Raw genomic sequence first — 14,956 nt, 5'->3', positions numbered from 1 at the left:
CCAATTAACGTAGCAATAACAATGGCCGCGATAACGTATAACACCAGTCGGCGTCCGCGATAAATACCCCACATGGTTCCCCCTCGTTTAGCGTTGGTTTAGAAATATTTTGTAAAAATCAGGCCATCGAAATAGTTTTAATCAGTTTTGAATAACCGAGAAGTCATTATATTGCGGCAGATCAATTTTACCCGCAAGACTTAAAAATGAATTTATTTAAGCCAGAAAGGAATTCAGGCTTCTGTTCACCGGATATTGAAGGAAAAATACGATGACCGAAAAAAAATTGTCCCCAAACATGCCGCCTTCCGGCGGGCTGGCATACCAGCAGACCGTAGAGCAGGTGCTTGCTCACACGCAGAGCCAGGCCAGCGGCCTGGATCGTGCAGAGGCGCAGGCGCGTCTGCAAAAATCAGGTCCGAACGCGCTGCCGGAGAAAAAAGGTAAACCCGCCTGGCTGCGTTTTTTGGCCCATTTTAATGATGTGCTGATTTATGTCCTGCTGGCCGCCGCCGTATTAACGGCAGTAATGGGCCACTGGGTCGATACGCTGGTTATTCTGGGCGTCGCGGTAATCAATGCCTTAATTGGCCATATTCAGGAAAGCAACGCGGAAAAATCCCTGAAGAGTATTCGCAATATGCTCTCCAGCGAGGCGCGCGTTATTCGCAACGGCAACCACGAAACGATACCCACAACTGAAATAGTCCCGGGCGATATTATTGTATTACGCGCGGGGGATCGTATTCCGGCGGATATGCGTTTAATCGAGGCGCATAATTTACGCGTGGAAGAGGCGATTCTGACCGGTGAATCCACCGTGGTGGATAAACACATTAATCCGCTGAGCGGCGAACTGCCGCTGGGCGACCGCACCAATATGGTCTTCTCCGGGACGACCGTAAGCGCGGGCGGCGGTGTCGGCGTGGTCACCGCGACCGGTAAGGATACGGAACTCGGCCACATCAACCAGATGATGGCGGGCATCGAAAAGCACCGCACGCCGCTGCTGGTGCAGATGGACAAGCTGGGTAAAGCGATCTTCGCCATTATCCTGGCAATGATGGCCGCGCTGTTTGTCTTTAGCCTGGTGTTCCGCGAGATCCCGATGGGCGAGCTGCTGCTCTCCCTGATTAGCCTGGCGGTGGCCTCCGTGCCGGAAGGTCTGCCGGCGATTATCTCCATCATCCTCTCCCTGGGCGTGCAGGCGATGGCGCGCAAGCGGGCGATTATCCGCAAGCTGCCGACGGTTGAAACCCTGGGAGCGATGACCGTGGTGTGCTCGGATAAAACCGGCACCCTGACCATGAACGAGATGACGGTGAAAGCCATCATCACCGCAGACGCCTGCTACCGCGTGGACGGCAACAGCTACGAGCCGGTAGGCAACATCTACCTGGAAGGCAGCGACGAGCCGGTGCACATCCAGCCGGGCACCGTGCTGGAGCAGTACCTGCGCACCGTTGACCTCTGCAACGACAGCCAGATGATTCAGGACGAGCGCGGGCTGTGGGGCATCACCGGTGGGCCAACCGAGGGCGCGCTGAAGGTGCTGGCGGCGAAGGCCAGCCTTGAGCCGGTGATGACCACGCTGGTTAACAAGATCCCGTTCGACTCGCAGTACAAGTACATGAGCACCCACTACCAGATTGGCGGTGAGGAGCAGATCCTGATCACCGGTGCGCCGGACGTGATTTTCGCCCTCTGCGCCCAGCAGCAGACCCGCAACGGTGCGGAAGCGTTCAACCACGCGTACTGGGAAGCAGAGATGGAGCGCTATGCGCGTCAGGGGCTGCGCATGGTCGCCGCGGCGTTCAAGCCGGCGAACGGCGAGCAGGAACTCACGCATGACGACCTGAGCCACGGCCTGATCTTCCTCGGCATCGCCGGGATGATGGATCCGCCGCGTCCGGAAGCCATTGATGCGATTAACGCCTGCCAGCAGGCGGGGATCCGCGTGAAGATGATCACCGGGGATCACCCGCAGACGGCGATGAGCATCGGCCAGATGCTGGGGATCGCCAACAGCGAGCAGGCGGTCACCGGCTACGAGCTGGAGAAAATGGACGACGCCGCGCTGGCGGAGGCGGCGGTGAAGTATGACATCTTCGCCCGTACCAGCCCGGAGCATAAGCTGCGCCTGGTGAAGGCGCTGCAGGACAAAGGTGAAATCGTCGGCATGACCGGTGACGGCGTGAACGACGCCCCGGCGCTGCGTCAGGCTGACGTGGGCATCGCGATGGGCATCAAGGGCACGGAAGTGACCAAAGAGGCGGCGGACATGGTCCTGACGGACGATAACTTCGCCACCATCGCCAGCGCGGTGAAAGAGGGGCGTCGCGTTTACGACAACCTGAAGAAGACCATCCTGTTCATCATGCCGACCAACCTCGCGCAGGGGCTTCTGATTGTGATTGCGCTGCTGGCGGGGAACATCATTCCGCTGACGCCGGTGCTGATTCTGTGGATGAACATGGCCACCTCCGCCACGCTCTCCTTCGGCCTGGCCTTTGAGGCCGCCGAGCGCAACATCATGCGCCGTCCGCCGCGTCAGACCGGGCAGCACGTCATGGACGCCTACGCCGTATGGCGCGTGGCCTTCGTCGGCACCATGATTGCCATCGCCGCCTTTGCGCTGGAGGCCTGGCTGGCCCCGCGCGGCCACAGCGCGGAGTTCATCCGCACCGTGCTGCTGCAGATGCTGGTCTGCGCCCAGTGGGTGTACATGATTAACTGCCGCAACACCGAAGGGTTCTCCCTGAACCGCGGCCTGCTGGCGAACAAAGGGATCTGGCTGGTGACGGGCGTGCTGTTCCTGCTCCAGGCGGCGATTATCTACCTGCCGTTTATGCAGATGCTGTTCGGCACCGAAGCGCTGCCGCTGCGCTACTGGTTCGTGACCCTGGCGGTGGCGGGCGTGATGTTCTTCGTCGTCGAAATCGAGAAGCGACTGACCCGCAGGTTCCGTAAGGCTGCATAACCTTTTGCCCTCACCCTAACCCTCTCCCACAGGGAGAGGGGACTCTGACCTCCCTCTCCCTGTGGGAGAGGGCCGGGGTGAGGGGAAAACACTGAGGTACCTCTTAATGAAACTCCCACTCCTGTTCGCGCTCCTCGCCTGCACCCTGCAACCCGTATTCGCTGCCGCCATCCCCGTTCGCGTCGCCGCCGTGGAGCAGACCGCCCACGCCGCCGAGCGCCAGATCCCGGGCCGCATCGAAGCTATCCACACCGTTGAGCTGCGCGCGCGTACGGAAGGCGTGATCACCAAAATTCACTTCCGCGACGGGCAGTACGTGAAAAAAGGCGACGTCCTGTTTGAGCTGGACGACGCCGAACCGCGCGCCGCCCTGCGTCTCGCGCAGGCCGAGGTGAGAAGCGCCGAAGCCACGCTGCGCAAGGCGCAGCAGCAGCTTTCCCGCTTTGAAAGCCTGGGCAGCAGCAACGCCATCAGCCGTCACGACGTGGACAACGCCCGGATGCAGCGGGACGTCGCCAGCGCCGCGCTGGAGCAGGCGAAAGCCCGGCTCGACGCCCGCAGCGTCACCCTGAATTACACCCGCATCGCCTCGCCGATTGACGGGCGCGTGGGGCACAGCCAGTTCCACGTCGGCAGCCTGGTCAACCCTGCCAGCGGCGTGCTGGTGGAGGTCGTGCAGCTCGACCCCATCCGCATCGCCTTTGCGCTGGAAGAGGGGGCGTTTGCCACCAAAGCCGGACAGCATGCGGATATCACCGCCATGAAGCAGGCCTGGCAGGCGTTAATTGATAGCAACGGCCAGCGCGTCAGCGGTGAGCTGACGTCCGTGGACAACCGCATCGATCCGCGCACCGCCAGCGTGATGCTGCGCGCCGAGTTCGCCAACCCGCGCCATCAGCTCCTGCCCGGCGGCAACGTGAACGTGATCCTGCGCCCGGCCAGCGAGCAGCCGGTCCTGACCCTGCCCGCCGCCGCGGTCCAGCAGAACGGCGACGGGTTCTTTGCCTGGGTGGTTAACGCCGACGGCAAAGCCGAAATGCGCCCGCTGAAAATTGCCGGGCAGATTGGCCAGCAGTTCCAGATTACCTCCGGCGTGAAGCCCGGTGAGCGAGCGATTACTGACGGCGCGCAGCGCGTGCAGCCCGGCGCTGCCGTCCAGATACTGAATTAAGGAGCCATCATGCTGACGTTTTTCATCAAACGCCCGCGCTTCGCGATGGTGATTGCGCTGGTCATCACCCTGCTGGGGGCCATCGCGCTGAGGATTATTCCGGTGGAGCAGTACCCGCAGATCACGCCGCCGGTGGTCAATGTGTCTGCCAGCTGGCCCGGCGCCAGCTCGGCTGACGTGGCGGAGGCCATCGCCACGCCGCTGGAGACTCAGCTGAACGGCGTGGATCACATGCTCTATATGGAGTCCACCAGCTCGGATGAAGGCACGTACAGCCTGAACATTACCTTTGCGGCGGGCACCGATCCGGACCTCGCCGCCATCGACGTGCAGAACCGCGTGGCGCAGGCCGTGGCGCAGCTCCCGACCGAGGCGCAGCAAAACGGCGTGCAGGTGCGCAAGCGCGCCACCAACCTGATGATGGGGGTAAGCCTTTACTCACCGAACAACACCCATACGCCGCTGTTCGTCAGCAACTACGCCAGCACCCAGGTGCGCGAGGCGCTGTCTCGCCTGCCGGGCGTCGGGCAGGTGCAGATGTTTGGCGCGCGCGACTACAGCATGCGCATCTGGCTGCGTCCGGACCGCATGAACGCCCTGAACGTCACCACCGACGACGTGGCGCAGGCGCTTCGCGAGCAGAACGTGCAGGGGGCGGCGGGCCAGGTCGGCACGCCGCCGGTGTTTAACGGCCAGCAGCAGACCCTGACCATCAACGGGCTGGGGCGCTTAAACCAGGCCGAAGACTTTGCCGACATCATTATCCGCGCGGGCGAGATGGGCCAGCTGGTGCGCCTGAAGGACGTCGCCACCATCGAGCTTGGCTCGCGCAGCTACAGCTCCGGCGCGCAGCTGAACGGGCACGACTCCGCCTACCTCGGCATCTACCCGACGCCGTCCGCCAACGCCCTGCGCGTGGCCGATGCGGTGCGCGCGGAGCTGGAACGGCTCTCGATGCGCTTCCCGGACGATCTGGTTTATGAAGTTAAGTTCGATACCACCTCCTTTGTTGCCGCCACCATTAAGGAGATCGGCGTCTCGCTGGCGCTGACGATGCTGGCCGTTGTAGTGGTCGTTTCCCTGTTCCTGCAAAGCTGGCGCGCGACGCTGATTGTCGCGCTCGCCATTCCGGTGTCGCTGGTGGGCACCTTCGCGGTGCTCTACACGCTCGGCTACTCCGCCAACACCCTCAGCCTGTTCGCCATCATTCTGGCGCTGACGATGGTGGTGGATGACGCCATCGTGGTGGTGGAGAGCGTCGAAACGCTGATGGCGGAAGGGCAGAGCCGCACGGCGGCGACCGCGCTGGCGCTGCGCCAGATTGCCGGGCCGGTCATTGCCACGACGCTGGTGCTGCTGGCGGTGTTTGTGCCGGTGGCGCTCCTGCCGGGGATTGTTGGCGAGCTGTATCGCCAGTTTGCGGTAACGCTCTCGACCGCCGTCACGCTCTCAAGCCTTGTAGCGCTGACCCTGACCCCCGCGCTGTGCGCGATGCTGCTGCGTCCGCGCCCGGAGAAACCTGCGGCAGTCTATCGCGCCTTTAACCGCGGGCTGGACGCCACGCGCGGTTTCTACACCCGTATTGTGAACGTCATAAACCTGCGCCCGTGGCTGGCGCTTCTGGCCACCGCAGGCGCGGCTGCCGTAGTGGCGTTCAGCTTTACGTCGATGCCAAAGGGCTTCCTGCCGCAGGAAGACCAGGGCTACTTCTTTGCCAGCGTCCAGCTGCCGGAAGCCGCATCTCTGGAGCGTACCGAAGCGGTAATGACCACGGCGCGCGAATTAATAGCAAAAAACCCGGCGGTGGAGGACGTGATTCAGGTGTCCGGGTTTAACATCCTCAACGGCACCAGCGCCTCCAACGGCGGGTTTATCTCCATCATGCTCAAAGACTGGAGCGAGCGCCCGCCGCTGGACGAGGTGATGGGTACCCTGCAGCGCCAGCTGCTGGCCCTGCCGGAGGCGACCATCATGACCTTCGCCCCGCCGACGCTGCCGGGACTGGGCAACGCCTCCGGCTTCGACCTGCGCATCCAGGCGCAAGCAGGGCAGAGCCCGGCAGAGCTGGAGCGCGTGACGCGTGAGGTGCTGGCGAAAGCCAACCAGCACCCGCAGCTGAGCCGGGTGTTCACCACCTGGAGCAGCAACGTACCGCAGCTGACGCTCACCGTTGACCGCGAGCGCGCCGCGCGCCTCGACGTGCCGGTGTCGCGCATCTTCAGCAGCCTGCAAACCGCCTTTGGCGGCACGCGCGCCGGGGATTTCAGCGTCAACAACCGCGTCTACCACGTGGTGATGCAAAACGAAATGCAGTGGCGCGAGCGCGCCGAGCAAATCAGCGAGCTGTTCGTGCGCAGCAACAGCGGCGAGCGGGTGCGCCTGAGCAACCTGGTCACCATTACGCCGACCGTCGGCGCGCCGTTCCTGCAGCAGTACAACCAGTTCCCGTCCGTGTCGGTGAGCGGCTCGGCGGCGTCTGGGGTGAGCAGCAGCACCGCGATGGCGGCGATGGGCGAGATTCTGGCGGAGAATTTGCCAGCGGGGTACGACTACGCCTGGAGCGGCATGTCGTATCAGGAGCAGCAGACCGGCAATCAGGCGATGTGGATCGTGCTGGCGGCGGTGGTGATGGCGTGGCTGTTCCTCGTCGCCCAGTACGAGAGCTGGACGCTCCCGGCGAGCGTGATGCTCTCGGTGCTGTTCGCCATCGGCGGGGCGCTGGTCTGGCTGTGGTTGGCGGGATACGCCAACGACGTGTACGTGCAAATTGGTCTGGTGCTATTGATAGCCCTTGCCGCCAAGAACGCAATTCTTATCGTGGAGTTCGCCCGCGCGCGGCGCATGGACGGGATGGCGATTGTTGATGCCGCGCGGGAAGGGGCCTCGCGCCGCTTCCGCGCGGTGATGATGACCGCCGTGTCGTTCATTATCGGCGTCCTGCCCATGATGCTGGCGACCGGGGCCGGTGCCCAGAGCCGCCGCATCATCGGCACCACGGTGTTCAGCGGCATGCTGGTGGCGACCGTGGTGGGGATCCTGTTTATCCCGGCGCTGTTCGTGCTGTTCCAGCGCCTGCGCGAGTGGGGCCACGGCCTTACGGACTCGTCGCCCACAGCTCGCAGTGCTTCTGAACCAGAGAGATCAGCGAGCCGCCGTCGGCGATAAACTCCCGCATGCGCTGCGCCTCGCTCTTGCCCTGCTTTAACAGCAGGGCAATTTCATTGATGGCGCTCGTCGCGCCGAGCTTCTCGGCCGACGGCGCAACCTGCTCCAGCAGCCACGCAATGTCTTCCGCCACGGTCCTGTGCTCGCCGGTGTGCACGTCCGTCAGGATCCCCTCCAGCCCGTAGCGACAGGCCTGAAAACGGTTAAAGCGGTACAGCAGAAAATCTTTTTCCTGATGCTTATAGGGCCGCGTGGTCAGCAGCCAGTGGGACGTCGCCTGAATAAGCCCGGCGATGTTAATCGCGTGGGCGAGCGTCAGCGGCGTATCCATCACCCGCACCTCCACGGTGCCGAAGTGCGGGCTGGGGCGGATATCCCAGTGCAGATCTTTAATGCTGTCGATCATGCTGGTGGCGCTCAGGCGGCGGAACAGCCCCTCGAACTCCTGCCAGCTGTTGACCCACGGCATCTGGCCGTTATCCGGGAAGCCCGAAAAAATGTTGAGACGCGACGAGGAGAACTTCGTGTCCGTGCCCTGCATATACGGCGAGGCGGCCGCCAGGGCGATAAAGTGCGGCACGAAGCGCGACAGGCCGTGCAGCAGGTAAATCGCGTCGTCCCCGGTCCGGCAGCCGACGTGCACGTGCTGGCCGAACACCGTTGCCTGCAAAATCAGATAGCCAAAGCGCTCCAGCGTGACGTTATAGCGCTCGTCGTCGCACACCTCCTGACGCTGCCACTTCTGGAACGGGTGCGTCCCGCCGCCGCAGATCTGGATATGCTGCTCCGCCGCCGCGCGCAGGATGCTCTGCTGCATCACCGAGAACTGCGCCGCCGCCTGGTCGATGTTCTGGCACACGCCGGTGGCGATTTCGAGCATGCTTTCGGTGATGTCGTGTTTGACCTCGCCGCCTTTGATGTCGTCTTTGACGGCGGCGATAAGCGCGGAGGAGTCCTGGCTCAGATCGTAGCCCGGCGGGTTAACCACCTGCAGTTCGATTTCGATGCCGAGGGTGAAAGGTTCAGAGGACTTAAAATCGGGTAAAGGCATGGCGCACTCCGTTGTCTGTTGTGTGTTGAGTATAGACAACGGGTGTGGCGCGCTCGTCTCAGGGTGGTATAACTGATAGCAGGCTTAGCAAAAGGGGAGTGATTCATGTCTGACTATCCAACCATTGCGCTGATTGGGCCTGGCGCAATTGGGACCACCATCGCCGCGGTGCTGCATGACGCGGGCCGTACGCCGCTATTGTGCGGACGCACCGCGCACCCGGCATTACGCCTGCGCCACGACGAGGGTGAAACGGTGGTGCCCGGCCCGGTATTGACCGATCCGGCCGTCATCACCCGCCCTGTCGATCTCGTTTTTGTGGCGGTAAAAACGACGCAAAATGCCGACAGCGCCGGATGGCTGCGGGCCCTGTGCGATGAACACACCGTGGTCTGCGCGCTGCAAAACGGCGTGGAGCAAAAAGCCCAGCTTGAGGCGTGGGTTAACGGCGCGACGGTGCTGCCGTCGGTAGTCTGGTTCCCGGCCCAGCGCGAGCCGGATGCCTCCGTGTGGCTGCGGGCGAAGCCGCGCCTGACGCTGCCGGACGTGCCGCAGGCGCAGCGGGTGGTGGAGGCGCTTCATGATACGCGCTGTACGGTTGAGCTCTCGACAGATTTCGCCACCGTCGCCTGGCGCAAGCTGCTGCAAAACGCGGCCGCAGGGCTGATGGTGCTGGCCAACCGCCGCGCCGGAATGTTCAGGCGCGAGGATATCAGCGAGCTTGCGCTGGCCTACTTGCGCGAGGGGCTCGCCGTCGCCCGCGCCGAGGGGGCAAAGCTGGACGATGCGGTGGCGCAGGAGATCCTGGCAAACTTCCAGCGTGCGCCTGAGGATCTGGGCACGTCGATCCTTGCCGACCGTCAGGCGGATCGCCCGATGGAGTGGGATATCCGTAACGGCGTGATCCGGCGCTACGGCCGCAGGCACGGGATTGCGGTGCCCATCAGCGACGTGGTGGTGCCGCTGCTGGCGGCGGGGAGCGAGGGGCCGGGCTAACGGCCGCTGTTTTTCCGTTCTGCGAAGTAGTGGGCGGGCGTGCTGCCCATCGCTTTTCGGAACATGGTGATAAACGCATTCACGGATTCGTACCCGAGCGTTGCCGCCACGTTCTGGACGGGCACGCCGCTTGCCAGCTCCCGCAGGGCAATAATCAAATGCAGCTGCTGGCGCCATCGCCCGAAGCTCAGCCCGGTCTCGCGCTGCATCAGGCGGGCAAACGAACGCTCGCTGAGGGCGAGCCGTTTCGCCCAGTCCTTCAGGGTGCTTCTGTCTTCAGGACGGGTAACCAGCGCGTCGGCCATGGCGCGAATTTTCGGATCGGCCGAGACCGGCAGGCTCAGCTTCTGCTGCGGCATGCTGGCGAGCTCGTCAAGCGTGACCCGGGTCAGCCTGGCGACGTGGCCGTCGGGGGGATAATCCACGCCTTCGCGCGTCAGACGATCGACCAGCTCCTTAATCAGCGGCGAGATCGCCAGCGTGCAGCATCTCTCCGGCAGCGTCGCCGCGCCGGGCTCAATAAACAGATAGTTGAGATGCGCGTTCCAGGTCGCTTTGGCGCTGTGCGGGATCCCGCCGGGGATCCAGACGGCGCAGTCCGGCGGTACGATCCAGATGTCATTCTCCGCGTAACAGCTGACCGCACCGTATCGGGCAATAATCAGCTGCCCCTTGCGGTGGGTATGTACCGGTACTTCCGCGGCGTAGTCCACGAAGTCCAGATGACGCGCCACCGCCGGGCTGGCGGTAGAGTCGGGGTCATACAGCGTAGTGGCAGATTGAGGCTTCACGATTCTGGCAACATTTAGGTATTTTTTGACAGAATAGAGTATTTAAGCGGGTCTGCAAGCCGGTAATAATCCCGGCATGAAAAACATCTTCTCTCATCCCGTGCGTCTCCCCGCCGCGCTGCGAAGCGATGCGGGCGCGCTGATCTACGCCGCGAAGAGTTTTGCCGCGGCGATGCTGGCTTATTACCTCGCGCTGTCGATCGGCCTTGAACGTCCTTCGTGGGCGATTATTACGGTTTACATCGTGTCGCAGACGTCGGTTGGGGCATCGCTGAGCAGAAGCCTCTACCGGCTGGCCGGTACCGTGGTAGGTGCCAGCGCGACCGTTCTGATTGTGCCCACCTTCGCGAATACGCCAGTCCTGTGCAGCGCGGTGCTGACGGGCTGGATCGCGTTCTGCCTGTGGCTCTCCCTGCTGGAGCGCACGCCCCGGGCCTACGCCTTCGTGCTGGCGGGCTACACCGCGAGCCTGATTGGCTTTCCTGCGGTGTCCGATCCCGGCGGCATTTTTAACGTCGCCATTGTCCGCGTGCAGGAGATCGCGATTGGGATTTTCTGCGCGGCGCTGATTCACCGCTACGTGCTGCCCGCGCGCGTATCAGGGCTGTTCAACGCGAAATTATCCCAGACGCTACAGGCCGCGCGCGGGCGGGTGGCGGATACTTTAGTGGGTAAACCCGATGCGGATTCCGGACCCCTGCATCTGGCCCTGGCGCTGCAGTTCCTGCAGGGCATCAGCCACCATATTCCGTACGATTTTGCCCTTTCAGCCCCGGTGCGGCAGGCCAGAAAAGCGATTCACGATCGGCTGGCGCGGCTGGTTATCGTCAACTGTGAACTGCACGATCGCCTGCCGGCGATCGGAACCCTGCCCGCCGACGTGCAGGCATTGCTGGAGGACGTTCAGGCCTGGCTGGCCGCTGAAGGCGAAGGTGCCAGCAGCACGGCGGAGCCGTTACGGCTCCGCTGTGCGCTTCTCATCGATCGGTATGCCGCGCAGGCGCAGACGTTTGACGACGCGCTGCAGGTCAGTTTTATTCGCTACCTCTCGGAGGCTATCGCTCTTCTGCAGCAGTGCGAACGTCTTTCCGGGGCTATCCTCCACGCCAAACCCGTCTTTGGGGAGATGCAAACCCGCGCGGCGAAAGGCTACGTTTTCCACCGCGACCCTCTTACCGCCGCCCGCACGGCGCTGGGGGCTTTCGCCATCATCCTGAGCGGCTGTCTGGTCTGGATCTTCTCAGCGTGGCCGGATGGCGGCACGGCGGTGTCTATCCTGGGGGTCTGCTGCACGCTGTTTGGCAGCTTCGATACCCCGGCGCCGCACATCGTGAAATACATCATTGGCTCATTCTGGGGCGTGGTTATTAGCCTGTTCTACAGCTTTGCGCTGCTGCCGCTGGTGAGCGATTTCCCGGTGCTGGTAGCGGTGCTTGCCCCGGCGTATCTGCTGGCCGGGTCGCTTCAGGCGCGTCCGCCCACCACGTTTATGGCGATGGGGATTACCCTGACGTTGCCCATTCTGTGCGAGCTGGGCGCGCGCTACAGCGGAGACTTCGCCGTTGCGGCCAACACCGCCATCGCGCTATTTGCCGCCACCGGCTTTGCCGTCATCAGCATGAGCCTGCTGCAAACCGTGCAGGCGGATGGTGCCATCACGCGTCTGCTGAACCTCTGCCAGCGCGACATTCGCCGCAGCGTGAAGGGCACGCTGCGGGTTGATGAAACGCACTGGATCAACCTGATGATGGACCGAACCGCCCTGTTGCTGCCGCGCCTGCAGCGCAGCGAGCGCGCGCCGGAGCAGGCGCTCGATCGGCTGCTGCACGCGCTGCGCCTGGGACTTTCGGTTATGCATTTACGCCGCGGTGACGCATCGCCCGGCAGGGAAATTGACGCGCTTTTTCATCGGATAAACGCCGCAGACCGCCACGCCTTACGCGAGCGCATCGCCACCCTTATCGAGCGCCATCTGCCTGCGGCAGATGAACATACGCGCCAGTTGGTCTTCAGGCTGGTGGATCTGCACTGTGCATTACGGGGGCCAGACCATGGTTAACGATCTCAATATCGGCGGCGTTTTTATTCCGGGGCTGCTGACGGTCGCCCTCGCGGCGCTGGTCTGCACGCTGAGCCTCGTCGCGCTTTTCTCTCTCAGCAGGCTCTACCGGCGCTTGCCGTTTCGCCCGCTGATGGATGTTTCAACCTGGATTGTCACCTTTTTCCTGCTGATGCAGGGCCTGACCGCGTTGGGGTTATTGTCATGAAATCACTGCTCTCTTTACTGGCTCGCTATGCGCTGACGTTAAGCGCGGGCGCAGCTGCCACGCTTCTGGCGTTTATGATGTGGAAACACTACGCACAAACGCCGTGGACCCGCGACGGCCGCGTGCGGGCGGACGTGGTGCAGATTGCGCCGGACGTCTCCGGGCCCGTCATCAGCGTGGCCGTGCGGGACAACCAGTGGGTGAACCGGGGCGATGTGCTCTACACCATCGATTCGCGCTGGCTTAAGCTGGCGGTGGTCAGCGCGCAGGCGGACGTCGAGTCGAAACGCCATGAGATGCTGATGCGCCAGGATGCGGCCCATCGCCGCACGCTGATTAAAAACGCCATTTCGAGCGAGGACTTACAGCAAACCGGCAGCGCGGCGAACGTCGCGGCGGCCAACTATCACGGCGCGCTGGCCGCGCTGGAGCTGGCAGAGCTTAATCTGGCGCACGCCACCGTCCGTGCGCCCGTTTCGGGGTACGTTACGCACCTGCGGCTGCGGCCCGGAGACTACGCGACGGCGGGGGAGACAAAGGTTGCCATCGTCGATGCCCACAGCTTCTGGGTGGTGGGGTACTTTGAGGAGACCAAGCTGCGCCATATTCGCGTCGGGGATGCCGCGCAGGTGGTGCTGATGGGGTACGAGCCGGTCATCACGGGGCACGTGGAGAGCATTGGGCATGGGATCGGGGATAGCAACGACGAAACGGGCGGGCTGGGTCTGCCCGACGTCGAGCCCACCTTTAGCTGGGTCCGGCTGGCACAGCGCGTGCCGGTGCGCATTCATATCGACAGGTTGCCTGAGGGGGTTGAGCTGGTGGCGGGGCTGTCGGCGAGCGTGGCGGTGGGGCGGTAGGTAAGGTGAAGAGATGTGAGTATGAATGTCTGTTTTGTGCCAGAAGTGGACATTGCTAAGTCTGCATTGCATTCACCGAAGAGGTACAATGCAGACGATTAGATTACTTCTGCCAGTCACGGAAAACCTCCAAATGAGGCTCAGTCGAGGGCTGCTGACTGGCTATTTCAGCTTCTGTCTCAAATCGATATAGACATTAGTCAGCTTTGCGACATTGGCTTCATCCATGGAGAGCTCTGAGAAGTCCACAAACCAGTTTCCAGTACTGTGCTTATTGATAACAAATAGCTTTTTACCGTTCACAAATCGATACTCAACATCGTAGTCTTTATGGGTCCACGAAAGATTATCCAGAATAGTGAATTTTGTCGGCTGTGCTGGATTTTGCGGATCCCATTTTAAAAAGTCAGTGTACATGGTTATCCAACTTTCGAGACTGTCCTTGGTGACATATCCGAAGTGACTCGACATATCCCCACCGTTGTATATAGCCATTACTGCGTATTTGCCTTTATCGTCAAGGCGAAGAATTCCATCAAAACCATCTTTGTACTGCGGTTCATTGACCAGCATCACTTCAACACCGGTTTTGTACTGTGTCCAGGTATAATAGAAAGCTGGTTTTCCAGGCGTTGAACACCCTGCCGTAAGTAACAAAAATATAAGACCTAAAATTCTAATCATCATTATTCCCTATTTAATAAAAACTATGTCTTTATCACAGTCAATAAAGAAACATACTTAACTTCAGTACATAAACATCCCTGTTATATCGGCAAAAAAAAGACTTTCATGAGCGGTTATTTGAGCTACATACGACGCCTCACCAGATTGTGGTTCAATCAGTAGAGTACCGTCCGTTTCACGCTCTTAGCAGACATTCAACGTTAGCGTAAGGCCGGAACCATGCTTCTACCCAGCAGGATTCCGGCTCCCATCACCCGCCTCAGTGCGCCGTGATATACGGCTCCTTCACAAACTCCGCCAGCAGCCAGACCATATCATGCAGCAGCCCGGTGAGTTCTTTCACCACGCTTGCAGGCAATGTCCCGCCCATCACCGCTAGCGTTAACGCCATGGCATAGTCCACCTGCAGCGTCGTCTCTTGCCCGCAGTCCGGCACGCAGGAGGTAATCTTTTCCCCCGCAACCAACTGTTCAACCAGATACGGCGGAAGTTCCGAGTCACAGCACTCGCGCAGTCGTTTCAGAGCCGCCAGCAATCGCTTACAGAGCGTGGCAAACGTCACTGCGTCGTCAGTTTCCACCAACACGCTCACATAAGCGGTGCAGGCATCGGCCAGTTCGAAGAGATCCGCAGAGTCGGAAATTGAATGGTTGATGAGGTGATGAACAGCGCTTTCCTCAGAGAGCACGTAAGAAAATTTAGGGGTAGTAGCCATTTAGCATCCTCTTTGTCCGAAAAATGTCATGTAATGCTAACGGGTTCCTACGCCCGGTTACGGACGTGCCGCAACGCAGGCACTTTACGACCGCGAAGAAGGGATGAAAAGGGAGTCCCCTGATTTACATAAGGTTGCTTGCAGGATTGCGAGGCGGCTTCCAGAAGGGCATTGCCGGGTGGCGGCTACGCCTTACCCGGCCTACAAAACCGAACCGTAGGCCCGCGCAAGCGTAGCGCCGCCGGGGAAGATTTCCCCCGCCGAACAAAGCGG

The 14,956-nt window shown here is 61.6% G+C and carries 11 protein-coding genes; 7 read left to right on the top strand and 4 right to left on the bottom strand.

Annotated elements, in window-relative coordinates; translation table 11 throughout:
- The first annotated feature begins 271 nt into the window (after positions 1-271).
- The 3 genes from V4835_RS18040 (at position 272) to V4835_RS18030 (ending at position 7,316) form a co-directional block, all read left to right on the top strand.
- Positions 272-2,980: a cation-transporting P-type ATPase gene (locus tag V4835_RS18040; RefSeq protein ID WP_331413104.1), complete on the top strand. Its 2,709-nt coding sequence runs from the start codon at positions 272-274 to the stop codon at positions 2,978-2,980.
- Between the two features lie 106 nt (positions 2,981-3,086).
- Positions 3,087-4,151, top strand: a complete 1,065-nt coding sequence (locus tag V4835_RS18035) for an efflux RND transporter periplasmic adaptor subunit (RefSeq protein ID WP_331413102.1) — start codon at positions 3,087-3,089, stop codon at positions 4,149-4,151.
- A gap of 9 nt (positions 4,152-4,160) precedes the next feature.
- Positions 4,161-7,316, top strand: coding sequence for an efflux RND transporter permease subunit (locus V4835_RS18030; protein ID WP_331413101.1), 3,156 nt, complete (start codon positions 4,161-4,163; stop codon positions 7,314-7,316).
- Here the strand turns inward: V4835_RS18030 and V4835_RS18025 are convergent.
- Positions 7,246-8,367: a YbdK family carboxylate-amine ligase gene (locus V4835_RS18025; RefSeq protein WP_331413100.1), complete on the bottom strand. Its 1,122-nt coding sequence runs from the start codon at positions 8,365-8,367 to the stop codon at positions 7,246-7,248. The genes V4835_RS18030 and V4835_RS18025 overlap by 71 nt on opposite strands.
- A 105-nt stretch (positions 8,368-8,472) precedes the next feature.
- Between V4835_RS18025 and V4835_RS18020 the strand changes: the two genes are divergently transcribed.
- Entirely contained in the window at positions 8,473-9,363 is an 891-nt protein-coding gene (locus V4835_RS18020; RefSeq protein WP_331413098.1) for an oxidoreductase, read from the top strand.
- On the opposite strand, the gene V4835_RS18015 is transcribed toward V4835_RS18020, so the two are convergent.
- Positions 9,360-10,154, bottom strand: coding sequence for an AraC family transcriptional regulator (locus tag V4835_RS18015; RefSeq protein WP_331413097.1), 795 nt, complete (start codon positions 10,152-10,154; stop codon positions 9,360-9,362). The genes V4835_RS18020 and V4835_RS18015 overlap by 4 nt on opposite strands.
- Before the next feature lie 76 nt (positions 10,155-10,230).
- Between V4835_RS18015 and V4835_RS18010 the strand changes: the two genes are divergently transcribed.
- Genes V4835_RS18010 through V4835_RS18000 form a run of 3 tightly spaced genes read left to right on the top strand, consistent with a single transcriptional unit; the run spans position 10,231 to position 13,281 of the window.
- On the top strand, positions 10,231-12,213 hold the full coding sequence (locus V4835_RS18010; protein ID WP_331413096.1) for an FUSC family protein: 1,983 nt from the start codon (positions 10,231-10,233) through the stop codon (positions 12,211-12,213).
- A complete protein-coding gene (locus V4835_RS18005) occupies positions 12,206-12,421 on the top strand; it encodes a DUF1656 domain-containing protein (protein WP_032662910.1) in 216 nt (71 codons plus the stop codon). The genes V4835_RS18010 and V4835_RS18005 overlap by 8 nt, the downstream gene beginning before the upstream one ends.
- Positions 12,418-13,281, top strand: a complete 864-nt coding sequence (locus V4835_RS18000) for an HlyD family secretion protein (protein ID WP_331413095.1) — start codon at positions 12,418-12,420, stop codon at positions 13,279-13,281. Before V4835_RS18005 ends, V4835_RS18000 begins: the two co-directional genes overlap by 4 nt.
- A gap of 162 nt (positions 13,282-13,443) precedes the next feature.
- Here the strand turns inward: V4835_RS18000 and V4835_RS17995 are convergent, their stop codons facing one another.
- Both V4835_RS17995 and V4835_RS17990 read right to left on the bottom strand, forming a co-directional pair.
- Positions 13,444-13,965 carry a hypothetical protein gene (locus V4835_RS17995; RefSeq protein WP_063145229.1) on the bottom strand — a complete coding sequence of 174 codons (522 nt, stop codon included), beginning with the start codon at positions 13,963-13,965 and terminating at the stop codon, positions 13,444-13,446.
- Positions 13,966-14,227: 262 nt separating this feature from the next.
- Positions 14,228-14,683, bottom strand: coding sequence for a hypothetical protein (locus V4835_RS17990; RefSeq protein WP_331413094.1), 456 nt, complete (start codon positions 14,681-14,683; stop codon positions 14,228-14,230).
- Positions 14,684-14,956: the final 273 nt, after the last annotated feature.

The sequence above is a fragment of the Enterobacter cloacae complex sp. CARB60 genome, assembly GCF_036487345.1.
Taxonomy (GTDB): domain Bacteria; phylum Pseudomonadota; class Gammaproteobacteria; order Enterobacterales; family Enterobacteriaceae; genus Enterobacter; species Enterobacter asburiae_D.
The sequence above is the reverse complement of the archived record's forward strand: the minus strand, read 5'-3'. Positions and strand labels throughout refer to the sequence as shown.

Excerpts from the sequence above, each read along its gene's own strand:
- V4835_RS18000 (WP_331413095.1), top strand. The coding sequence starts at position 12,418 with ATGAAATCACTGCTCTCTTTACTGGCTCGCTATGCGCTGACGTTAAGC.
- V4835_RS18030 (WP_331413101.1), top strand. The coding sequence starts at position 4,161 with ATGCTGACGTTTTTCATCAAACGCCCGCGCTTCGCGATGGTGATTGCG.
- V4835_RS18020 (WP_331413098.1), top strand. The coding sequence starts at position 8,473 with ATGTCTGACTATCCAACCATTGCGCTGATTGGGCCTGGCGCAATTGGG.
- V4835_RS18040 (WP_331413104.1), top strand. The coding sequence starts at position 272 with ATGACCGAAAAAAAATTGTCCCCAAACATGCCGCCTTCCGGCGGGCTG.
- V4835_RS18010 (WP_331413096.1), top strand. The coding sequence starts at position 10,231 with ATGAAAAACATCTTCTCTCATCCCGTGCGTCTCCCCGCCGCGCTGCGA.
- V4835_RS18035 (WP_331413102.1), top strand. The coding sequence starts at position 3,087 with ATGAAACTCCCACTCCTGTTCGCGCTCCTCGCCTGCACCCTGCAACCC.
- V4835_RS18025 (WP_331413100.1), bottom strand. The coding sequence starts at position 8,367 with ATGCCTTTACCCGATTTTAAGTCCTCTGAACCTTTCACCCTCGGCATC.
- V4835_RS17995 (WP_063145229.1), bottom strand. The coding sequence starts at position 13,965 with ATGATTAGAATTTTAGGTCTTATATTTTTGTTACTTACGGCAGGGTGT.
- V4835_RS18005 (WP_032662910.1), top strand. The coding sequence starts at position 12,206 with ATGGTTAACGATCTCAATATCGGCGGCGTTTTTATTCCGGGGCTGCTG.
- V4835_RS17990 (WP_331413094.1), bottom strand. The coding sequence starts at position 14,683 with ATGGCTACTACCCCTAAATTTTCTTACGTGCTCTCTGAGGAAAGCGCT.